The sequence below is a fragment of the Flavobacterium sp. genome, assembly GCF_044360715.1.
Taxonomy (GTDB): Bacteria; Bacteroidota; Bacteroidia; order Flavobacteriales; family Flavobacteriaceae; genus Flavobacterium.
On the sequence record NZ_JBIKJY010000024.1, the window covers coordinates 1 to 23,639 of the forward strand.

20 protein-coding genes are annotated in these 23,639 nt (G+C 34.2%); 17 read left to right on the forward strand and 3 right to left on the reverse strand.

Going from position 1 to position 23,639, the window contains the following annotated elements; all coding sequences use genetic code 11:
* From ACIQ16_RS08440 to ACIQ16_RS08460, 5 genes are all read left to right on the forward strand, one after another.
* Positions 1–880, forward strand: an 880-nt coding sequence (locus ACIQ16_RS08440) for a fibrinogen-like YCDxxxxGGGW domain-containing protein (RefSeq protein WP_396150543.1), incomplete at its 5' end; no start/stop codon positions are given.
* 2 nt (positions 881–882) lie between these two features.
* Positions 883–1,545 (forward strand): hypothetical protein, encoded by a 663-nt coding sequence (locus tag ACIQ16_RS08445; protein ID WP_396150545.1) that lies wholly within the window; start codon positions 883–885, stop codon positions 1,543–1,545.
* An 85-nt stretch (positions 1,546–1,630) separates the two neighbouring features.
* Positions 1,631–4,036, forward strand: coding sequence for a LamG-like jellyroll fold domain-containing protein (locus ACIQ16_RS08450; protein ID WP_396150546.1), 2,406 nt, complete (start codon positions 1,631–1,633; stop codon positions 4,034–4,036).
* 59 nt (positions 4,037–4,095) lie between these two features.
* Entirely contained in the window at positions 4,096–4,701 is a 606-nt protein-coding gene (locus ACIQ16_RS08455) for a hypothetical protein (protein ID WP_396150548.1), read from the forward strand.
* Positions 4,702–4,796: 95 nt separating this feature from the next.
* Complete coding sequence (locus ACIQ16_RS08460) at positions 4,797–6,917, forward strand: fibrinogen-like YCDxxxxGGGW domain-containing protein (RefSeq protein ID WP_396150550.1); 2,121 nt, start codon at positions 4,797–4,799, stop codon at positions 6,915–6,917.
* A 24-nt stretch (positions 6,918–6,941) separates the two neighbouring features.
* On the opposite strand, the gene ACIQ16_RS08465 is transcribed toward ACIQ16_RS08460, so the two are convergent.
* On the reverse strand, positions 6,942–7,322 hold the full coding sequence (locus tag ACIQ16_RS08465; protein WP_396150552.1) for a RidA family protein: 381 nt from the start codon (positions 7,320–7,322) through the stop codon (positions 6,942–6,944).
* 53 nt (positions 7,323–7,375) lie between these two features.
* Positions 7,376–10,042 (reverse strand): putative LPS assembly protein LptD, encoded by a 2,667-nt coding sequence (locus tag ACIQ16_RS08470; protein ID WP_396150554.1) that lies wholly within the window; start codon positions 10,040–10,042, stop codon positions 7,376–7,378.
* Positions 10,043–10,113: 71 nt separating this feature from the next.
* On the opposite strand from ACIQ16_RS08470, the gene ACIQ16_RS08475 reads away from it, so the two are divergent.
* From ACIQ16_RS08475 to ACIQ16_RS08525, 11 genes are all read left to right on the forward strand, one after another.
* A complete protein-coding gene (locus tag ACIQ16_RS08475; RefSeq protein ID WP_396150556.1) occupies positions 10,114–11,202 on the forward strand; it encodes an N-acetylmuramoyl-L-alanine amidase in 1,089 nt (362 codons plus the stop codon).
* A gap of 4 nt (positions 11,203–11,206) precedes the next feature.
* Positions 11,207–12,337: an N-acetylmuramoyl-L-alanine amidase gene (locus ACIQ16_RS08480; RefSeq protein ID WP_396150558.1), complete on the forward strand. Its 1,131-nt coding sequence runs from the start codon at positions 11,207–11,209 to the stop codon at positions 12,335–12,337.
* Positions 12,338–12,437: 100 nt separating this feature from the next.
* Positions 12,438–13,406, forward strand: a complete 969-nt coding sequence (locus tag ACIQ16_RS08485; protein WP_396150559.1) for an MlaD family protein — start codon at positions 12,438–12,440, stop codon at positions 13,404–13,406.
* 4 nt (positions 13,407–13,410) lie between these two features.
* Positions 13,411–14,748, forward strand: coding sequence for a 4Fe-4S dicluster domain-containing protein (locus tag ACIQ16_RS08490; RefSeq protein WP_396150561.1), 1,338 nt, complete (start codon positions 13,411–13,413; stop codon positions 14,746–14,748).
* A gap of 51 nt (positions 14,749–14,799) precedes the next feature.
* Complete coding sequence (locus tag ACIQ16_RS08495) at positions 14,800–15,246, forward strand: phosphoheptose isomerase (protein WP_396150563.1); 447 nt, start codon at positions 14,800–14,802, stop codon at positions 15,244–15,246.
* A gap of 50 nt (positions 15,247–15,296) precedes the next feature.
* Positions 15,297–16,088: a (Fe-S)-binding protein gene (locus ACIQ16_RS08500; protein WP_396150565.1), complete on the forward strand. Its 792-nt coding sequence runs from the start codon at positions 15,297–15,299 to the stop codon at positions 16,086–16,088.
* A gap of 2 nt (positions 16,089–16,090) precedes the next feature.
* A complete protein-coding gene (locus ACIQ16_RS08505) occupies positions 16,091–16,573 on the forward strand; it encodes an ABC transporter ATPase (RefSeq protein WP_396150567.1) in 483 nt (160 codons plus the stop codon).
* 69 nt (positions 16,574–16,642) lie between these two features.
* Positions 16,643–19,531, forward strand: coding sequence for a glycoside hydrolase family 3 N-terminal domain-containing protein (locus ACIQ16_RS08510; RefSeq protein ID WP_396150569.1), 2,889 nt, complete (start codon positions 16,643–16,645; stop codon positions 19,529–19,531).
* A 2-nt stretch (positions 19,532–19,533) separates the two neighbouring features.
* Positions 19,534–19,992 (forward strand): DUF1801 domain-containing protein, encoded by a 459-nt coding sequence (locus ACIQ16_RS08515; RefSeq protein ID WP_396150571.1) that lies wholly within the window; start codon positions 19,534–19,536, stop codon positions 19,990–19,992.
* A gap of 64 nt (positions 19,993–20,056) precedes the next feature.
* Entirely contained in the window at positions 20,057–21,190 is a 1,134-nt protein-coding gene (bshA, locus tag ACIQ16_RS08520; protein WP_396150573.1) for an N-acetyl-alpha-D-glucosaminyl L-malate synthase BshA, read from the forward strand.
* 2 nt (positions 21,191–21,192) lie between these two features.
* Positions 21,193–21,645, forward strand: a complete 453-nt coding sequence (locus ACIQ16_RS08525) for a protease complex subunit PrcB family protein (RefSeq protein ID WP_396150575.1) — start codon at positions 21,193–21,195, stop codon at positions 21,643–21,645.
* Here the strand turns inward: ACIQ16_RS08525 and ACIQ16_RS08530 are convergent.
* Complete coding sequence (locus tag ACIQ16_RS08530) at positions 21,638–22,468, reverse strand: hypothetical protein (RefSeq protein ID WP_396150577.1); 831 nt, start codon at positions 22,466–22,468, stop codon at positions 21,638–21,640. The two genes, ACIQ16_RS08525 and ACIQ16_RS08530, sit on opposite strands and share 8 nt — an antisense overlap.
* Before the next feature lie 76 nt (positions 22,469–22,544).
* On the opposite strand from ACIQ16_RS08530, the gene aroC reads away from it, so the two are divergent.
* Positions 22,545–23,591, forward strand: a complete 1,047-nt coding sequence (gene aroC / locus ACIQ16_RS08535; RefSeq protein ID WP_396150579.1) for a chorismate synthase — start codon at positions 22,545–22,547, stop codon at positions 23,589–23,591.
* The last annotated feature ends 48 nt before the right edge of the window (positions 23,592–23,639 follow it).

Here is a 23,639-nt window from a genome sequence, read left to right on the forward strand (position 1 = left end):
TTCTATGTTTTCTCAGACGGTTACCACAACTGCTGCGCCTATAAATTTCAATTTAACTGCTGCATGGGCATCACCAACCCAAGTTGCAAATGGTGTAACCATACAAAACGGACATACAATAAACGTTCCTACAGGAACTATTTTCTATAGTGGTAAAATTGATTTTGTTGGAACAGGAAAACTTCAACTAATTGGAAATGGAAAATGGATGCCAGGACCTGCAATAACTAGTTTAAAAAGTTGTAAAGAAATTTTAACTTATTACCCAATGACTACTTCAGGTCAATACACTATCGATCCCGATGGTGTTGGTGCTACACCATCAACTTCTTGTTATTGTGATATGACGACTGATGGTGGTGGATGGACTTTAGTCTTGAATTATTTACATAGAGGAGGAACTAATCCAGGGCTTTGGGTTAAAACAAATAGTTTACCGTTATTAGGCTCAACTATATTAGGAAATGATGAATCAGGATCAGCAACAACATGGGGACATACCGCACCGTCATATTTAAATGCATTCTCATTTACGGAACTACGTTTTTATGGGGCAACTTCAGGACATGGAAGAATAATTAATTATAAAACGACTCATGCTAATACAATTTCTTACTTTAAATCAGGAATAGGAAGTATGACAGGTGTAAATGGTATTTTTACACCATTATCTGGACATACAGCATTTTTGCCTAATAGTGCCGCTAGTTTCTTTGTTAATGAAGGAAATTTTGCGATGACTAACTTCCCTTTTTGGTTAGGTGCTACTTATCATTGGGGAATTAGTGGGCAAGGTTACCGTTGGGAGATGGATGATTATCCAGCATATGGAGGTTCAGGATTTCAACACAATACTTTTCATCAAATTTGGATCAGATAATAATGAAAAAAGCGTATATAATATTTTTATTTTTGGGTTTTGTAGGGTTAGCCCAAACAGGTATTGGTACCACCACGCCTAATTCCTCAGCGAAGTTAGAGATTGCTTCTACAGACAAAGGGTTGCTGATCCCTCGCATGACTAAAGCACAACGCGAGGCAATAACGCTACCAACTGCTGCTAATGGATTAATGGTCTATCAAACTGATGATCTCACTGGTTTTTATGTGAATACCAGTACAACAACTACTGCCACTTGGACACGTGTTAATAGTAATTGGAGTCGTTCAGGAAATGATATTAGTTATACTACAGGCAATGTTTCGACTACAGGCAATCTGACTGGGGGAAATGTGAGTGCCTCTACCATTTCTGGATTTGGGGCTAATGTCCTTAATATTTCAGAAAACTATCCTTTAACCGCTGCTGATAATGGAAGAATCATTCAATGTACCAGTGCTTCAGCCATTACAGTAACTATTCCCACCGGTTTGCCTACCGGTTTCAATTGTACCATAGTGCAAATGGGTGCGGGACAAATTACGTTTTCGGGGACTTATTTGAATCGAACAGGTTTTACCAAAACAGCCAGTCAATATGCAGTTGTCAGTATTTTGCATCTGGGAAATAATTCAATTATTGTAACTGGCGAAATGAGTAATTAAGATGAAACGATTATTTACCTTCTTTCTACTATTTTTGGCATCCTTGAATTTTGCCCAAATTGGGCTGCCCATTCAACACTCTTTATTGCCCAAAAATAGTTTAGTGGTAAATTATGATTTTTCAAAGGCAGCTAGTTTTACTCGGGGAGCAACAACCGTAACAAATATTGCTGGGAGCGCTTCAGGAAATGCAACACTTTATAACGCACCTAATTTCATGAATTCATTAGGATATATTTCTTTCAATGGATCTAATCAATATTTAGCTACTCCCAATATTAGAACCTATTTTAAAACAGTTAATACTAGTGCACAGAAAAGTTTTACCATGAGTTTTTGGGTGTATCCAATTGCTTCGACGGGTGTATTGGTTAGCGAACTAGATTCGCATACCCCGAGTGGAGGTTGGCATGCATCCAATGTTGAAATTATCAATGGATATATAAAATACCGCATTTGGAATGGACCAATTATTACTTCGTCAACAGCTGTTAATTTAAATCAATGGCATCATATTGCTTTAGTGTATGATGGAACCTCAGTGAAAGGGTATTTAAATGGAGTTTTACAAGGCACGCAGGCTGGAGCAAGAGAAATACCGCCTACAAGTCAAAATTATGCCATAGGCGCAGGAGAAACCACTAATATGGGCTCTGGAGGATATGGCACCTTTCATCTAGCACAATTTAAAATACATAATTTACCATTAAGTGATGCTGATATTTTTCAAGATTACCTAGCCCGAAAGAATGAATTCGAGTATTCCATTCATAGTCCGTCTACTAACTCAAATCCCACTTATTGGAGTGTTTCTAGTGTTTGGGTAGGTGAAGGCTTTAATCAATCGCATTACACGCCCTGGCTGAATTCTGGATTAGGTTGGGCTGCTGGGAGTAATAATACAAGTCAGTCTATTATTCTAAATTATGACGAACCCGTATCAATGAACGGAATAGTTATTCAAGGGAGGGCTAATAATGGAGGACAATGGGTAACTTCTGCTCAAATAGATGTTAGCATGAATGGAACTACATGGACAAGAGTGATTTCTAATGCAACATTAAATAGTAATTCAATAGACGATATAAGAGTAAATTTCCCAACGGCAGTTTATGCTAAATTTATTAGAATAATTCCACTAACTTGGAACAACCATATAACAATGCGGTTAGGGGTTATTGTAGATCCTAAACCAAAAGTCTTAAACGGAATTTTGGTCCAACTAGATGCTGCCAATTCAAGATCCTATTCTGGAACGGGCACCATCTGGAATGATGTAAACTCTTCCTCCTATCCATTTACTTTAACTAATGGACCTGTATTTAGCACGAATGGTTTTTTTGATTTTGATGGCACGAATGATTTTGCTGTCCGTACACACACAACGCAGCTGAAACCCACTAATGCAATCACCTTAGAACAGTGGTTGAATGCAGATGATTGGAATGCGGGTACATCTTCTAATTATAAAACTTCATTATCTTGTACGCAAGGAGGAGGGTATTCTCACAATATATGGTCTGGCTCATTTAAAAGTTATATTTATGCTGGAGGAGCTTATAGAGTACCCACGGCAGATGTGAGCAATTTGGTCGGTTGGCATCATTTTGTAACGACATTTGACGGGCGATATACCCGCTTATATGTGGATGGAGAATTAAACACCACTATAGATATAGGAACATTTGGAAACACAATTTCTTATGCTTCTAATGGTATATTTGTTGGTGCAGAAGCAGGAAGCAGCAATACTACACCCGAAGGGTTTTATTGGGATGGAAAAATAGGGACTACATCGATATACAATCGAGCCTTATCTGTAGCGGAAATCGCTCAAAATTATAATGCGACAAAGACAAGATATGAAATAGACAAAGATTTAATAATGGATTTGGCTATTGCACCCACCTCAGGTTCGACCTGGACAGATCAATCAGGTAATGGAAATCATGGTACTTTAGTAGGCTCTCCTACTTATGTAGCCACTAATGGAGGGGGCTACAGAACGACTACAGGACAATATATTGCCACGAATTATAATCTGCCTTCGGCTTTTACCATTTCAATTGTAGCCAGCCTAAACCCTACCAGTTTTTGGGCTACTTTTTGGGGTAATGAAGTGTGGAATACAAATAGTGGTTATTTAGCTTATTTTACTTCATCAACTGGATTAAATATTGGTAGCCCAACCAATCTCTCTTCTTTTACAGTATCTGGAATTAACACCATACATATTTGGGATTTTGTGATTAGCGGAAATTCAATCACTTTATACATGGATGGAATAAGCCTTGGCACCAAGACATTCACATCTCCCCCAAGTTTAGCTACCAATGGGTTGAATTTTGGCGCGCGACATACCAACGCTGGCACTGGATTTACCGATATATGTCCGGGGACTTATTATAATATGAAAGTATACAAAAGAGCACTAGTTGCTGATGAGATAACAACTAAATTTAACCAAATGCGCGGAATATATGGATTGTAGCGTGATTACGCCCGATTGTTTCCTCAATTTAGGTCAATAAATTAGACAAAATTTTATTTATGAGACACCTTATTGTATTTCTATTTTTGTTTTTAAGCTTTGGGATAGCAGCCCAAACCGGTATTGGTACCACCACACCCAATGCGGCGGCAAAATTAGACATATCGGCTACCAATAAAGGGTTCCTACCACCAAGAGTGGCATTAACCGCTGCCAATGTTTTTGCTCCCGTGACAGGCTTGTCAGGGGCTACAGAATTAGCAACTGCTGCTGGTTTACTAATTTACAATACAGCAACAGCAGGAACAGCACCTAATAATGTGGTACCGGGCTATTACTATTGGAATGGCACAGCTTGGATTCAAATTTCAGGAGGTTTGGTCATTGAATCCAGATCGGCGGGTTTTACTTTGACTGCAGCAGATAATAATAAATTATTTTTTATCAATTCAGTCTCAGCAGTTACAGTTACTGTACCGGCTACATTACCGGTTGGATTTAGTTGCCAATTGATACAAGTGGGTGCAGGGACAGTAACCTTTGCCCCTTCAAGTACTACTTTAAATTCGGCCAGCGGATTGAGTACACGCACCACCAATAGTGTAATTGGATTGATCATGAATAGCGCCACTATTGGTTATGTTTTTGGAGACACTATTTTCTAATGGGAAGAATGTATTACATATTGCTACTTTTTTTGTGTTCAATAGGGTTGAATGCCCAGTCGGCCTTTCATAATTTAGCCGTAAAAAAACCCCAATTGCCTACGACCTATTCGTTTCAATATACAGGAGCTTTACAACAATTTATTGTGCCCAATCGAGTAACTTCTATTCAAGTCAATGCTATTGGCGCTAAAGGTGGTACTGGAGGGCGAGGTCAAGCAGGTGGTGCTGGGGCTAATATCACCACCACACTCAATGTTACTCCAGGACAGATTCTTTATATTGTTGTAGGAGGATTTCCAGGACAATCGGCTACGGCCAAGTATGGTTTTGGGGGGAATGGTGGTTCAGGTACTAATTTTGGTGGCGCGGGAGGTGGTTTATCGGGAGTCTTTACTTCGCCAAGTCCGGCGATTGCCAACGCTTTAGTAATAGCGGGTGGCGGTGGCGGTGGTGCAGGCCCTGCTACAGGAACAGATTATACAGGTGGGAATGCAGGGAATACAGCTGTAGGAACTTCTAGTAATGGTAACCAACCGCCTAATTCTGCCTATATAAAAAATGGAAGGTATCAGAATGGGTATGCGGCTACAACAACCACCGCTGGTTTAGCCGGAGAACCTTTCGATTTAAATCCAGGTACGAGCGGCAGTAATGGCAATGGAATTAATGGCGGTAATGGTGGTAGTGATGCGGGTGTAAGTGTTTGGAATGGAGCTGGCGGAGGAGGAGCCGGATGGTTTGGTGGTGGAGGCGGTGCCGGAGGCGGTGCAGCAGTAGGCGGTGGTGCAGGCGGTGCAACGAAAACCAGTTCAGGACATCATTCTTTTGGTACGCTGAATACCACTGGAGACGGAAGAGTTTCGATTACTTGTTTGTCTAATTCGGGTTTAGTATTGCATTTAGATGCTGGAAATCCAGCAAGCTATAGTGGTTCAGGCACGACTTGGAATGATTTGTCTGGGAATGGATCCCATGTAACTTTGACATCAACTTCTTTTGATCCCGCAAATGGTGGTAATATTGTTTTTAATGGCACTTCAAGCTACGCTAATTTTAATGCTAATATCGGTAATACTAATGTAGTTACTGTTGAAATGTGGGTAAAAACAAATTTGTTAAAGGATTCAATGTATTTTGGCTTCAATTTATATGATGCCTTTATTAATAGTGGCAGTATTGGTTTTAATACAGCCAATAGTGATCAGTATGGAATGAGAAGTTCCACAGTAAATAACTTAGGAATACTAGGAGCATGGAGGCATCTTGTTTTTGTGATGTATGCGGGTTCCAAAACCAATAATAAAATCTATGTAAATGGGGATAGTCAACCATTAGAACAAATTTTGGCATCATTTAATTCAGCTAATGCAACATTTAATTCTGGTGCAGGGAGAATTTCTAGCTGGTTGTTTGGAACAAGCTGGTTAGCTGCAATGAATGTTGCCAGCTTCAAGGTATACAATAGGGAGTTAACCCAACAAGAAATTAACAACAATTTCAACACCCAGCGCTCTAAGTTTTATGCCGAAAGAGATGGTTTGAGCCCACAAACCGCTTCTACTAGTGCCTATCAGATCAAACAAGATTTTCCCGCTTCAACGGATGGCTTTTATTGGATCAAAAACCTCAATATCAATAGCGGCAATCCAATTAAAATTTATGCTGATATGACTACCGATGGTGGAGGTTGGACCTTAATTATGAAAAACTCATCCAATTCGGTTTGGACCTATGCTAATGCGATTTCGTATAATACCGAAATTCCATTTACTACTACTGCTGATGTAACTAGTACTTCAACAGTAAGTTATTCGATCATTGGTTGGGCAGATCATATAAAACGAAGCGCTTCTGGTTTTCAATACATGGTAGATGCTAATACGAGAAGAAGTTTTGGAGGAATTTGGACTGCCAATGATGCTTATAGTTTTGTTAGCACCAGTAATACACAAACCAATGTAACCTTAAACACAAAATACGAATCATGGACTACTTATTCACCCGAACAAGGAATTGCTCAAAGAATGCCATGGCGAAGTACAACTGCAGGTGGTGGTTGCGGTGTTTTAACATTAGATGATGGGACAGTTAATTGGTGGGGAACAATAATTTCAAGTTGTTCTGGTTATTCTCCCGCACCTTGGATATCACCAGCAGGAGGAGGAACTACAGTGTCTGCAAATCCTGGTATTATATGGTATTGGGTGCGATAAAAAAATGTATTAATAAAACTGAATTTATCTAACTGCAATTGCTGAAATTTCAACATTCACATTTTTTGGTAAACCAGCTACCTGAACGGTTTCTCTAGCTGGTGCTGTTACTTCATTAAAATAAGCTCCGTATATAGTATTTATTTTTGAAAAGTTATTCATATCGCTAATAAAAATAGACACTTTAATTACGTTTTCAAAAGTCATTTCAGCAGCTTCTAAAACCGCTTTAAGATTTTCCATAACTTGTTTGGTTTCAGTTTCTATGTTTTCTAAAACCAACTCGTTTGTTAATGGGTTAATGGCAATTTGACCTGAAGTATACAGCATATTTCCAACTAAGACAGCTTGATTATATGGCCCAATTGGTGCAGGAGCTTTTTCTGTAAATATTATTTTTTTCATTTTTTCTATTTATACTTTCTACTTTCTACTTTCTACTTTTTACTTGAATTTACTTATCTCAATCTAGGATCAGGTAAATTTCTTTTATCCCATTTAATATCACTTAGCATAGAAGATTTAATTCCGATAAAGAAATTCCACGATTGATAGACACCAATAGGTACAATACTAAAACTCATACGCCAGCTTTCTAAATCTCTTTCAAATCGAAGTTGCGTAAATGAAATTCCTTTTTGTGCAAAATCATATCCAGATGAGAATCCCATTTTCCATTTTACAGCCATATCAATATTACCAGAAACCATTACAGAATTTGTAGTTATTTCACGTTGACTTGTGTTATTACTATATGTTAAAGAATAGGCTATTTGTAAATCCCATGGAAATTTGTAATTAAACAGTTCAGATTGCTGATTTTTTGCATCATCTTTTTTAAACAAACTTTCATCTTGATTACTTAAATCAACAGCTGCGCCAAACAAATCATCTTTACGCCCTCCATTTTGAACCGATTGTTTTGATTCTTTTTTCCCACTCAGTTCGTTACTACTAACAGTATAATTTAAGGTAATATTAGAACTAGTCATTCTAGCTAAACCGTTTCCATTATTTATACTAAATTCATTTATTCTTTGGTTGTTACTGTCCAAATCATATGGGTCAAAACGCGCTCCGAAATTTACGCCTAATTTATTATCCAATAAAGTAGTTCCTCCAATAAAATTTATAGGCTCTAATTTAAATTCTTCGGCAGTTAAATTATAACTTGTAGAAAAATTCAACTGATTAAATAAGGATATTTTCTTAGTTTCACCTTTTTTACTAGCCGCATCTAGTACTTTGGCTTCTAATGAATTGGAAATTCCAATACCAATTGAATTTGCAACACCTAAACCAGGAGCACCCAACAAAGTATTTTCAAATCTACTATAACTTATATAATTTCCTAAATTATCTTGATATTGGTCGTAGTAGCGTTCAAAGCTTGGCGTGTAACCATAAGAAATACTTGGTCGAATTAAATGTCTTATGGCTTGAATTTTATTTGTTTCTTTAAACGTATACGTTCCATAAATAGTAGTTCCAATACTTGTAGTAAAATTGTATGTTCGATAAGAATCAAAACCATTTTTTCTAACTATTTCTACTTTATTAGTGGTAGTATTAAATATTTTTTCATTAGTATTAAATACCCAATTTTCAGCAAATGCAGTACCTGCTGAAACACTAAAATGCTTAAAAATTTTAAAATTTGTAGTAATTGGAATAGTATGTGCTATTCCAGCTAATGCAGTATCAAACATTTGGGATTTAAACAGAAATTCTTCTTTAGTAGAAATTCTATTATCTCCTCTTAATCCATATTGAAAATTAATATTTTGAAAAATCCCCTTTTTTATTCCATCTTGTTTCGCAAATGGAAAAATTCTGTCTACACTCGCATTAAATGAAGGTAGCGTTAAATTTACAATTTCAGTATTAGTATTTTGATTGTGCGTTACGGCTACTGAAAAATTTACTAAAGGTACAATTGGAACCGTTTTAGAATAACTTATAGAAGAACTTAGTGTATTGTTCAAATTAGAACCTACATTAACTAAATTCATAGATTGACGAAAATATTTACTACTTCCAAAATTTACAGAAGACGAAAATCTAGAATTGGCAGAAGCTTTTGCATCCTGACTGTGCGACCATTGTATATTATATTGATTGGTTCTAGCATATCCTGGAAATCCTTTTTCACCCAGTACCTGATTTTCATACCTTACTTGAAAATTTCCACTAAATTTATATTTCTTGGCGTAGGAAGTTTCAGAACGAAGGGCATAACTTCCGTTGGTAAAATAATCTCCTAAAAGGGCTAAATCATAATATTCGCTTAATGCAAAATAATACCCTCCATTTTGTAAAAAATAACCCCGTTCATTATTTTGTCCAGGTGCTGGCATAATTACTCCAGAAGTATTTTTATTGGTCATGGGGAAAAATGAAAAAGGAACGCCAATGGGAGTAGGAACGTCCGCAATAAACATATGAGTTAACCCAGTTACAAATTTCTTTTTTGGTACCAATTTAGCTTTGTAGGCTAAGAAATAATATTCTGGATTTTCCTTATTATCAGAAGTTGTAAAACGGGCATTTTTAAAAAAAATAACCGAATCGTTTTCTCTTTTTGAAATTTCAGATTTCAGAAACATTTCACCTTGTTTACTTCGTGTATTCCAAATTTGAGCTTTTCCTGTTTTGGTATTAAATCGAATGGAATCAGGTTCAATAACATTTTCCCCTTGTTTAAAATAAGGAAATTGCGAATATACACCGGCGCTATCTTTTAATCTTCCAGCATATACCTCGTTTTTCTCATAATCCAAAACAATAATTCCCGATTTTAGTATGAAATCTTGGTAATGTAGTTCTGCCTCATTATATAATGTTAACCTTTTTTTTCTTTGGTCTAACTTTTCATAATCCTTAGCTTTACGATTTACAATACCTTCCAATAATGGTTTTTTTGTAGAATCTTTTTTAATAGTAACTAATTCATTTACATTTACTTGTGTGCTATCTTTACGAGAAGTATTTTGACCGTAAACTTCTAAATTGCTTACAATTAGAAAAAAAAATAAAAAAACGATATGATTAATCTTTGTACTCAAATCTATAAATACTATTTTTGTAAAAAATGGTTCGGTTTTTGAAGGGTCAAACTTACGCATATTTTTTGTTAAAATTTAGTATTTAATAAAATTATAACGTATTTGAATTAACCGAAAATAATTAATCACAAATGAAAAAAGTACTCGTAATTATATTTGTATGTTTATCTTTCTTTTCAGTAGCACAAGAAAAGAAATTTAAAGTAATTTTAGATGCTGGACATGGTGGTAAGGATCCTGGTGCCGCAAAAAATGGTTGTATTGAAAAACATATTGCTTTAGATGTGGTTTTAAAAATTGGAAAAATATTAGAATCTTATCCCGATTTTAATGTTAACTACACACGATCAACGGATGTTTTCATACCTTTAAGAGATAGAGCAAAAATTGCTAATGATTTTGAGGCCGATTTATTTGTTTCTGTTCACTGTAATTCTTCAGTATCTCCAAAACCATATGGCGCAATGACTTTGGTTATGGGATTGTCTCGTGCAGGTATGAATTTTGAAATTGCAAAAGCGGAAAATGCGGTAATTTCTTTGGAAGATAATTTCAAAGAAAAATATGAAGGTTTTGACCCAAATAATCCGAATACACAAATAGGACTTCGTATTATGCAAGAAGAAACGTTGATGCAAAGTATTAATTTTGCCAGTACGGTACAAAGTTATTTTAAAAATAGTTTACAAAGAAAGGATTTAGGTATGCACCAACAACCGCTTTGGGTTTTAGATGCAACCGTAATGCCAGGCGTTTTGATAGAATTAGGTTTTTTAAGTAATTTGGAAGAATCTAAATATATGAAATCGGAAGAAGGCAAATCAAATTACTCTCAAATTATTGCACGCTCAATTATTGAATATAAAAATAATGTAAGAGGCACGAATACACCTCCAAATGTATTACAAATTAAAGAACCAGTAATTGTTGAAGAATTGCCTGTAGTGGAAACTGTTATGGATACATCTAAAGTAGTTGATGCAGCTACTGAACCATTTATACCTGCTGAGTTAGCATATAAAGTACAAATTAGTTTTAGTACTAAGAAACTTGAATTAACGCCGGAAAACTTTAATGGTTTGGCAAATGTAACCATGATAGAAGTTAGTGGAGGTTACAAATATTTTTACGGACTAGGAACTTTAGAAGCATGTAAAAAATTTCTAGCTGAAGCCAAACAGAAAGGATTTGCATCTGCTTTTATTGTTGCACCAAATTAGACTTATGAAAAAATCGATAGTACTTTTATTATGCTTGTTTTCTGTATCATTTCATGCGCAAACTAAAAAATTCAAAGTAGTTTTAGATGCTGGACATGGTGGTAAAGATTATGGAGCTACCTATCATGGAAATATAGAAAAGAAAATTTCACTTAATACGGTTCTTAAAGTAGGAGAAATTTTAGCTAAAGAATCAAATATAGAAGTAGTTTATACCAGAAAAACGGATGTGTTTATTGAATTAAATGAACGAGCCAATATCGCGAATAGATCAAAAGGACATTTATTTGTTTCTATGCATTGTAATGCAAATGACAACCAAGAAGCATCAGGAAATGAAACTTATGTAATGGGAGTTACCCGAAATGCAGCCAATTTGGAAGTTGCCAAAAAGGAAAATGCCGTAGTTACTTTAGAAAGCGATTATAAAATAAAATATGATGGATTTGATCCAAAATCACCCGAATCGGTGATGGGGATTTCTATTATGCAAGAAGAAAATATTCAGCAAAGCATTGATATTGCTGGAAAAGTGCAACAAGCGTTTACAAAATTCACAACAAGTAAAAATAGAGGCGTAAAACAAGCTGGTTTTTTGGTGTTACGAAAAATTATTATGCCGCGTGTTCTTATTGAAATGGGATTTGTATCCAACAAACCTGAAGGTGCTTTTTTAAATTCGGAAGATGGACAAAATAAGTTAGCAGAAGCTATCTCTAAAGCTATTTTAGGATATCGAGATGATTTTTTTAAGACAGAAACAGCTACTTCGGTTAAAAAAGAAGAATCCAAAAAGACAATAGTTAAAAAAGAAGACCCAAAAAAGGTAGACCCAAAGAAAGTAGATCCGAAGCAATCTTCAGAAAATAAAACAGCTGTGGAAGGTGTTACTTTTAAAATACAAATTTCTTCAAGTGCTAATAATTTAGAAACGTTACCAAAAAACTTTAAAGGTTTAAATAACATTTCCGTTGAAAAAGGAACTACCATTTACAAATACTTTTATGGTAGCACTTCATCCTATACCAAAGCAAAACAATTATTAGAAGAAGCGAAAGCAAAAGGATATACTTCTTCGTTTATTGTGCCTATAAAAAATGGTAAAAAAATTAAATTAAGCGAGGCAATCAAATAAATAATGTTATTTTTGTGTCTTTATTACGCATAACAATTTTTAATTGTCGTTTTGTTTAAAAGTAATCACCAAATCTAAAGTAAAAGTATATTTAGCCCATATGAAAATCACAAAAGAAATTAAAGTTGCTGTTTTAGTTGTTTTATCTATAGTATTGTTTTACTGGGGTTTTGCATTTCTAAAAGGTAAAAATTTATTTGACACGAGCACTAAATTATATGCGGTTTATGATAATGTGGCGGGTTTAGTTGTGGCAGCTCCTGTAACCATAAATGGATTAAATATAGGAAAAGTAAATACTATTGAAATGTTGCCTGATGGTAAAATGAAAGTAGAATTAATAATTACTAACGAACAGATTCAAATTGCAAAATCTAGTGTGGCTCAAATTATGGATTCTGGTTTAATTGGTGGAAGAGAAATTGCAATTATCAATAACTTTTCTGATACCAATTATGCGCAATCAGGAGATACACTTAAAACATCTAACAAATTAGGTTTAACAGATGAACTCGCTAATCAAATTGGACCTGTAAAAGATAAAGTGGAAGTTTTATTAGAAAACGCAAATAAATTAATCGAAAATTTAAACGCTACTTTAGACGCTTCAACGCAACAAAAATTAAAAGCATCTATTGCATCTTTGGAGGTTACTATGTCGGAATTTAGTCAAGTTTCTAAAAATGTAAACGAAATAGTAGCAGATAATAAATCAAAACTAAATACAACGTTAGCTAATTTTGAAAACGCTTCAGGTAACATTAATAAAATGTCTACTTCTTTAGAAAAAGCAGATCTTGCCGCTTCAGTTAAAAAGTTAGAAACCACCCTCGCAAATGTAAATCAAATTATGACTGATTTAGAGCAAGGTAAAGGTTCCATTGGTAAACTATTAAAGGACGACGCTATGTATGTCAATCTAACCAAAACCTCAAAAGAATTGGAATTATTGTTACAAGATGTCCGTTTAAATCCTACACGATATGTTAATGTGTCTGTTTTTGGTAAGAAAAATAAACCGTATACAGCACCTGTAGTCGAACCGAATAAAGAGCAACCTAAAAACTAAATTTATGAGTTTTTTACCAAATATTATTTTTGCAATTGTCCTTATAATAGGCGTTGGTTTTTTTGTTAAAAATATAAAAAAAATTATACGAAATATTAAATTAGGACAAGATGTAAACCGAACTGATAATGTTTCAGCACGTTGGAAAAATATGGCGTTGATAGCTTTTGGTCAAAAAAAAATGTTTACCAGACCTATTCCTGCTTTACTGCATTTTACCTTATATGCTGCATTTATTATCACTCAAATTGAGTTATTAGAAATTATTGTAGACGGACTTTTCGGTACACATCGTTTTTTTAAAACGGGTTTAGGTGGATTTTATACTTTTTTAATAAGTTTTATAGAAATCCTTACCTTATTAGCTTTAGTGGCTACTTTAGCTTTTTTATCAAGAAGAAATTTATTAAAATTACCTCGTTTTACAAAATCAGAAATGTTAGGTTGGCCAACTAAAGACGCCAACTTAATACTAATAATGGAAATTGTTTTAGTAGCTTGTATTTTTACGATGAATGGAACTGATGAAGTTTTATATTCATTAGGGAAATCTCATTATGAAGGAACAGGTTCTTTTAATTTTGCCATTTCTCAACATTTAGGACCCGCTATTTTCGGCGGAATGAGTGAAAGTGCCTTACATATTTTAGAGCGAGTAGGATGGTGGGGACATTTTTTAATGGTACTTGCTTTCTTAAATTATTTATATTTTTCTAAGCATTTACATATTTTATTAGCGTTTCCTAATACTTATTTTGCCGATTTAAATGCAAAAGGGAAATTCGATAACTTAGAAAGTGTAACAAACGAAGTAAAATTAATGATGGATCCAAATGCCGATCCGTTTGCTGCTCCTGCTAATCCAGATGCGGTTCCAGCTAAATTTGGTGCTTCAGATGTACAAGATTTAAATTGGGTACAATTATTAAATGCCTATACGTGTACCGAATGTGGTAGATGTACTTCATCTTGCCCGGCAAATACAACTGGTAAGAAATTATCGCCACGTAAAATTATGATGGATACACGTGACAGATTAGAAGAAGTTGGAAAAAATATCGAGGCCAATAAAGGTGTTTTTGTTCCAGATAACAAATCGTTATTAAACGATTACATTACACCAGAAGAACTTTGGGCTTGTACGTCTTGTAACGCTTGTGTGGAGGAATGTCCAATCAATATTAGTCCGTTATCTATAATTATGGATATGAGACGTTATTTAGTGATGGAACAAAGTGCCGCACCAATGGAATTAAATGCCGTGATGACCAATATTGAAAATAATGGTGCACCATGGCAATACAACCAGCAAGATAGATTAAACTGGAGAAACGAAGCATAACAATTTCAATAACAATATCAAATACAAATTGAACAACAATTACAACAAAGCATGAAAAAAGAAGAAATTGACGGAAAATTACAAGAATTAAAAGTTAATGGAGAACATTTAAGCCCTGTTTTACCAGAAGGAATAAAAAATTACCTTATTGATATCGATGGAACCGTTTGCGATGATATTCCAAATGAAGAACCGGAAAGAATGGCAACAGCAAATGTGTATCCAGATGCGTTAGTAACATTAAATAAATGGTATGATGAAGGTCATGTTATTTTCTTTTTCACGTCACGTACTGAAGATCATAGAGCCGTTACTGAAGCTTGGTTACAACAACACGGTTTTAAATATCACGGAATGGTAATGGGAAAACCAAGAGGTGGAAATTACCACTGGATTGATAATCATTTAGTAAAAGCAACTCGATACAATGGAAAGTTTACGGATTTAATTGAAAAAGATGTAACGATCCAAGTTTTTGATGATGAATTGAGTAATTAATTTACTTATAATAATAATTTTGATAGAAAATACCTTAAACCATAAATAGTATGTCTGAAAATTTAGTAGTACCTACAATGGCCGAAATGATGGCACAAGGACAAACTCCTGAAGTTTTGTTTTGGGTAGGTTGTTCGGGAAGTTTTGATGATAGAGCCAAAAAAATAACAAAAGCTTTTGTTAAAATATTAAATAGAGCAAACGTTCCTTTTGCGGTTTTAGGCACAGAAGAAAGTTGTACAGGCGATCCTGCAAAACGTGCAGGAAATGAATTTTTATTTCAAATGCAAGCCATGATGAATATTGAAGTCATGAATGCCTATGAAGTAAAAAAAATAGTTACCGCTTGTCCACATTGTTTCAATACCATTAAAAATGAGTATCCAGAATTAGGTGGGAAATACGAAGTCGTACATCATACAGAATTTTTAAAATCTTTATTAGATTCAGGTCGATTAACTATTGAAGGCGGACAATTTAAAGGAAAACGCATTACGTTTCACGACCCTTGTTATTTAGGTCGTGCTAACAATATTTACGAAGCCCCGAGAGATTTAATCCAAAAATTAGACGCTGAGTTAGTTGAAATGAAACGTTCTCGTGCCAATGGTTTATGTTGTGGTGCTGGTGGCGCACAAATGTTTAAAGAACCAGAAAAAGGTAATAAAGACATCAACATCGAAAGAACAGAAGATGCTTTAGAAACGCAACCTGAAATTATTGCTGCTGGTTGTCCATTTTGTAACACCATGCTAACAGACGGTATCAAAAATAAAGAAAAAGAAAGCTCTGTTCAAGTAATGGATATTGCAGAATTAATTGCAAATGCTCAAGATTTATAAAAATGTACACACCATTCGAAAATTTACCAGAAGATTCAAAAATTTGGATTTACCAATCGAACAGAAAATTAACTGACGATGAAGTAACTTCAATAACAGCTAAATGCCAAGAATTTGTTGAAAATTGGGCAGCACACGGGACAAGTTTAGAAGCTTCTTTTCTTATAAAATATAACCGATTTATCATTTTTGCGGTCAATCAAGAAGTGCAAAATGCAACAGGTTGTTCTATCGATGCTTCAGTACATTTTATTCAACAATTGGAACAAGAATTTCAAATAGAGTTGCTTGATAAAATGAATGTGACTTACAAAATGGGAGAACACATTGCACATAAAACACTTATCGATTTCAAAAAAATGGCGAAGGAAAAAGCCGTTACTTCAAAAACTATTGTTTTCAATAATTTGATAAATACGAAAGGTGAATTTGAAGAATTTTGGGAAGTTCCTGCTGAAGAAAGTTGGCATAGTAGATTTTTCTAAAAAAATAACTAACTTTGAAAATCATCAGAAAATAGAAATTTTGATGGTTTTTTTATTTATTTACATTTCATGAAGCATTATATATATATCACTTTATTTCTCACCACTTTAGGTTTTGCGCAAAATAAAATGAACACGCAATCCCAACAAGTTTGGGTGGATAGCACTTATAATTCACTTTCTTTTGAAGAAAAAGTAGGGCAATTGTTTATGATTGCAGCCTACTCTAATAAAAACGAAGCCCACGCACAAGATTTAGATAAATTGATTACCAAATATAAAGTGGGTGGATTAATATTTTTTCAAGGAGGTCCAAATAGACAAGCAAAATTAACCAATCGTTTCCAAGCAAAATCGAAAATCCCAATGCTTATTGGAATTGATGCCGAATGGGGTTTAAGTATGCGAATAGATTCTACTCATACCTATCCGTGGAACATGACTTTGGGAGCGATTAAAGATAATTCGTTACTTGAAAGAATGGGTATGCAAATGGCAGATCAATCTAAACGAATGGGTATTCATTTTACTTTTGGTCCCGTTGTGGATATTAATACCAATCCTAAAAATCCAATTATCGGAAATCGTTCTTTTGGTGAAACTAAAGAAAATGTAGCCGAAAAAGCAGTTGCCTATATGCGTGGTTTACAATCTTATGGTGTTTTTGCTACTGCCAAGCATTTTCCAGGACACGGTGATACCTCTACAGATTCGCATCACGCCTTGCCAACTGTCGATTTTTCAAGAGATAGAATAGAAGAAGTAGAATTATATCCGTACAAAGAACTAATTAAAAATGGATTAGCCAGTGTAATGGTGGCGCATTTAAACGTGCCAAGTATCGAACTGCGTGAAAATTTTCCTTCTTCGTTATCTGAAAAAGTGGTGACGGATATTTTAAAAAACCAATTAAAATTTGAAGGATTAATTTTTACAGATGCTTTAAATATGAAAGGTGCCAGTAATTTCAAACAACCTGGCGATATAGATTTAGCTGCTTTTTTAGCGGGTAATGATGTATTGTTATTTGCAGAAAATGTTCCTTTTGCGATTGAAAAATTCAAACAAGCGTTTGCAGATAGTTTATTTACAGAAGAACGATTGGCACATTCTGTAAAGAAAATATTAAAGTATAAATACAAAGCTGGATTAAATAATTATTGTCCCATAGAATTTGAAAATTTATATGCCGATTTAAATAAAAAAGAATACAAAGCATTAAATTTAGAAATGTTTGAAAGTGCTGTTACCGTTCTAAAAAATGAAGACGATATTATTCCAATCAAAAGACTTGATAAAGAGAAAATAGCCTATGTAAAAATTGGTGACGGCGATGCCACAACGTATATAGAAAAACTTAAAGAATATGCACAAATTGATGTTATTACGACTAAAAATTTAGATTCACTTTTAGTGGAAATTGATGGGTATTCTAAAGTTATTGTAGGCTATCACAAACCAGAAGGAATTTGGAAGAAAAACGAAATGACGTTTAACGAAATCAATTGGATTGATAAAATTTCAAAACATAGCAAGACCATTGTTACTTTTTTCACAAAACCCTATTCGTTATTGCGTATTCCTACTTTTGATGAAACAGAAGGATTAATTGAAGCGTATCAAAACAATTCATTTTCTCAACTTGTAGCTGCAGAAATTTTATTTGGTGCCAAAGAAGCGAAAGGTGTTTTACCTGTTTCCATTAAGAAAAACTTTTGTGAATCAGATGGATTGAAAACTAAGAATCTTAATCGTTTAGGCTTTGCTTATCCAGAACAAGTGAATATGAATTCGGAGATTTTGGCTAAAATTGATGAAATTGCTACTTCAGCTATTAAAAATAAAGTAGCGCCAGGAATGCAAATATTGGTGGCTCGTAAAGGAAAAGTGGTGTACAGAAAAGCGTTTGGATCGCCTACTTACGATACTGTTCAGCTAGTAAAAAATACCGATTTGTATGATTTGGCTTCGCTTACTAAAATATTAAGTACGCTTCCTAATTTAATGAAGGATTACGAAAAAGGTAATTTTTCATTCAACAGTACGTTATCTCAATTACTTCCAAATTTTAAAAATTCTAACAAAGCAGATATTACGGTTTTAGATATGTTAACACATCAAGCTAAATTACCAGCTTGGACGCCTTTTTATATAAAAACATTAGATTCATTAAAAAAACCAAGTCAAAAATATTATCAAACTACACCTTCTGATAACTTTCCATTACAAGTTTCAACTAATTTATATTTAAGAAAAGATTATACGGATACGATAATAAATGTCATCAAAGAAGCACCATTATTGCCTTCAAAACAATATAAATACAGCGATTATGCTTTTATTTTATTTAAAGAATATTTAGAGAAATTTCATAATAAAAGTTTGGATAAACTCTCTGATGATAATTTTTATAAAATGTTGGGTGCAAATTATACTTCATACAATCCATTAGATAAATTTGAATTGGCAACCATTATGCCTTCAGAAATTGATTCGTATTATAGATACGACACTATTCAGGGTTATGTGCATGATATGGCTGCCGCTATGCAAGGCGGTATTGGTGGACATGCTGGATTGTTTTCTAATTCGTTAGATGTGGCTAAAATCATGCAAATGTATTTACAAAAAGGAACTTACGGTGGCTACACTTATTTTTCAAAAGATACGTTTGATGCTTTTAATTCTTGTTATTTTTGTAACACTGGAAATAGGCGAGGTGCTGGTTTTGACAAACCTCAAATTAGTGGCGAAGGTCCGACTTGCGGCTGTACTTCAAAAGCAAGTTTTGGACATACGGGATTTACTGGAACAATGGTTTGGGCAGATCCTGAAAAGGATTTAATTTATATTTTTCTATCAAATAGGAGTTATCCCGATGGCAATATTAATAAACTCTCAAAATTAAATATTAGAGAGAATATACAGAAAGTAATTTACGAATCGATAACAGATTAATTATGACTTCAGCTGCAAAAACTGTGGAAGACTATATGAATAATCTTCCAGAAGATAGAAAAAAACCAATGGAATTGCTTCGAAATACAATGCTTAAAAAAATCCCAGAAGGTTTTGAAGAAGGTATGAATTATGGTATGATTGGGTATTATGTTCCACATACAATTTATCCGAAAGGATATCATTGTAAACCAGCTGATCCATTGCCTTTTATCACATTTGCATCACAAAAAAATAGTATTAATTTTTACCATATGGGAATATATGCTAATAAGGCACTTTACGATTGGTTTGTGGCGGAATATCCAAAACACAGCACTAGAAAATTAGACATGGGTAAAAGTTGTATCCGATTTAATAAATTTGATGAAATTCCGTTTGAATTATTGGGTGAACTGGTTACAAAAATATCAGTTTCAGAATGGATTGAAACTTATGAAGCGACATTTGTAAAGAAATAATAATAACAAAATAAATTTCAAACGTCTTTAAAAAAAGTATTTGAAATTTCAACAACATATATAAATGAAAATAGCAATGGTTTGTTATCCTACCTTTGGTGGGAGTGGTGTAGTGGCTACAGAGTTAGGCTTAGAACTAGCAAAAAAAGGACATGAAATCCATTTCATTACCTATAAGCAACCTGTACGATTATCATTATTAAATCCGAATATTTATTTTCATGAAGTAAATGTTCCTAACTATCCATTGTTTCACTACCAGCCATATGAATTGGCCTTATCTAGTAAATTAGTAGATATGGTAAAATTATATAAGATTGATGTGTTACATGTACATTATGCCATTCCTCATGCGTATGCAGGCTATATGGCGAAGCAAATGTTAGCTGAAGAAGGTATTTCACTTCCGATGATTACAACACTTCACGGTACCGACATTACGTTAGTTGGGAATCATCCGTTTTATAAAAGTGCGGTTACTTTTAGTATCAACAAATCCGATTTTGTAACCAGTGTTTCCAATAGTTTACGTGAAGCTACCTATCGTTTGTTTGATGTTAATAAAGAAATTCATGTGATACCGAATTTCATCGAAATTGAAGAAACCCTTTTAGAAAATAAATCTATTTGTCAGCGTTCTGTTTTGGCTTCGACTAATGAAAAAATAATTACACACATTTCTAACTTTAGAAAAGTAAAAAATATTCCTGATGTGGTAAAGGTTTTTTATAACATTCAGAAAGAAATTCCATCCAAATTAATGATGGTAGGGGAAGGACCTGAGAAGATTGTTGCCGAGAAATTGTGTGAAGATTTAGGCATTGCAGATAAAGTTATTTTCTTTGGAAATAGTAACGATATTAATCAAATTTTGAAGTATTCTGATTTGTTTTTATTGCCTTCTGAAACAGAAAGTTTTGGTTTGGCAGCATTAGAAGCTATGGCATTTAGTGTGCCGGTCATATCAAGTAATTCGGGCGGTATACCAGAAGTAAATGAAGAAGGTGTTTCAGGTTATTTAAGTGCTGTTGGCGATGTGGAAAGCATGAGTAGAAACGCAATTTTTATATTAAATTCAGATGAAACGTTACTTCAGTTTAAGAAAGCGGCTTTTGAAGTAGCCAAAAAATTCGATATCAAAAACATTCTTCCTTTGTATGAAGAATTGTATAACAAAGCTATTAATTTAGATTCTTAATTATGAAAATGTTTAAAAATAGGGTGTTGCTAATTGGTGTTTGTTTGCTGTTTTTGTCTTGTAAACCCGTTCAGCAAGTAGTTGAAAAAGAAAGAGACCATTATGAAGTGGTTTTTAAAAGTCAAATAGGTGGGAAGAAAGAAAAATCTATTCAAGTAATTAAAAACTATGAAGAATTTAATGCGTTAATTACTGCTTTAAATATTGGAGAAGAATCTTTCGGTAAGTTACTAGCAATCGATTTAGAAAAGCACGATTTGGTAGCTTGTTTTTTAGGCGAAAAAACCACAGGTGGCTATGGCATTGAAGTAGCTGATGTACTATTTACCAAAACGACAGCAGAAATTATCTTGAAAGAAACGGGTCCCGAAAAAAATCAACTCGTAACCGATGCATTTACATCGCCTTATCTTTTCGTATTGGTGCCTAAAAACAAAACAATTTTAGTTAATTAACATTATACGTATCTAAAAATTCTTCTTGCACTTGCGTGGTAGTTACTGGTAGTCCAATTTGAGCAGCTATTGCAGCGTTTAAGCTAAAATTAGTATTTGTTTTTGTATATACAACGCCAATGTTTTTAGACAAGTATTGTGTTGAAACTACGACATCTTGCTGCGGTAAAATGTTTACAGTTATAGGAAATCCTGCAATAGTTTGTGTAGTCGTTATTTTTAAATTTACAACAATCTTTGTAGATTTTACATTTGGATACACATCGTTATTTGGCGAAGTAAAAGAGGCAAAACTCTCGCCACCAATAGATCTTAATCGATATTCAATGGTAACCGGAAAGTTACTTATTGTTTGTTGAAACGTACCTGTTTTTTCAGATAAAATTTCGCCATTTGTAGCATTTTCTTTAAAGATAATAAAATCGGTTACACTTAAATCTACTCCTGTTGGTAGCGTTATGCCTTGTAATACACTTAAATTTCCAGTTAAAAGTAATTTTCCAGCATCTTTTCTTAAGTTGTTGTTATTTAATGAAGTGCAATAAAAACCAGTTGCAATATTATTTCTGTTCTTGAATTTTTTATAAGTGTGTGCACCCACTATTTCATCTCCAAAAATATATAAAGAATCTCTAGTATTGGCTAATCCCACTACATCATACGTCCAATAGTTTCCTGTATTCATTGGTAAGGCATCTGTAAAAGTAGTTGAGTTGTTTGGGTTGTTTGGGTTATTTGAATTGTCTTCAATTGTACTTTCCAAACCTTCTACGGCACAAGAAATCAAACTCAAACTAAAAAGTATTACTAGTATTTTTTTCATTTTGTAAATTTTTTGCTAATATAAAAAAAACATTCGATATTTTTGTAACTATTAATGATTGCTAAAAATATTTTACATGGCAAATTCTATAGGAACACGTTTTACATTAACAACTTTTGGCGAGTCGCACGGCTTGGCTTATGGTGGAATTATAGATGGTTGTCCGTCTAATATTGCCATTGACTTAGCTTTTGTTCAATCAGAATTAGATCGAAGAAAGCCAGGGCAATCTAAACTGGTTTCCCAAAGAAAGGAAAGTGATACGGTACAATTTTTATCAGGTATTTTTGAAGGAAAAACCACAGGGACGCCTATTGGATTTATAATTGAAAATGAAAATCAGAAGTCTCAAGATTATGATCAATTAAAAGAAACCTTCCGACCAAGTCACGCAGATTATACCTACGATAAAAAATACGGAAATAGAGATTATAGAGGCGGTGGAAGAAGTTCGGCACGAGAAACGGTGAATTGGGTAGTGGCTGGAGCCATTGCCAAACAAATTATCCCAGAAATTAAAATAACTGCGTTTGTTTCTTCTGTTGGAACTATTTATATTGACAAACCTTACCAAGATTTAGATTTTACCAAAATTGAGAGCAATGCAGTTCGATGTCCGGACGAAGCTACAGCAGCTAAAATGGAAGACTACATCACCGAAATAAAAAAGCAAGGCGATACCGTTGGTGGCACCATTACTTGTGTGTTGCAAAATGTACCCATTGGTTTGGGGGAACCTGTTTTTGATAAATTACAAGCCCAATTGGGTAAAGCTATGCTATCTATAAACGCGGTAAAAGGGTTTGAGTATGGCTCAGGATTTTGTGCTGCTGAAATGAAAGGCAGTGCGCACAACGATTTATTTAACGAAGACGGCACTACCAAAACCAATTTGTCTGGTGGCATACAAGGCGGGATAAGTAACGGTATGGATATTTATTTTCGTGTGGCTTTTAAACCTGTAGCTACACTTTTACAACAACAAGAAGTTTTAACCCAAGACGGACAACTTGTAGACCAACAAGGCAAAGGAAGGCATGATGCTTGTGTGGTGCCTAGAGCGGTGCCTATTGTAGAAGCATTAGCTGCTATGGTATTGGCTGATTTTAGTTTGTTGAAATAATTTTCTTAAATTATCCATTAGTTTTTTTATACCTCTTACATACACTAT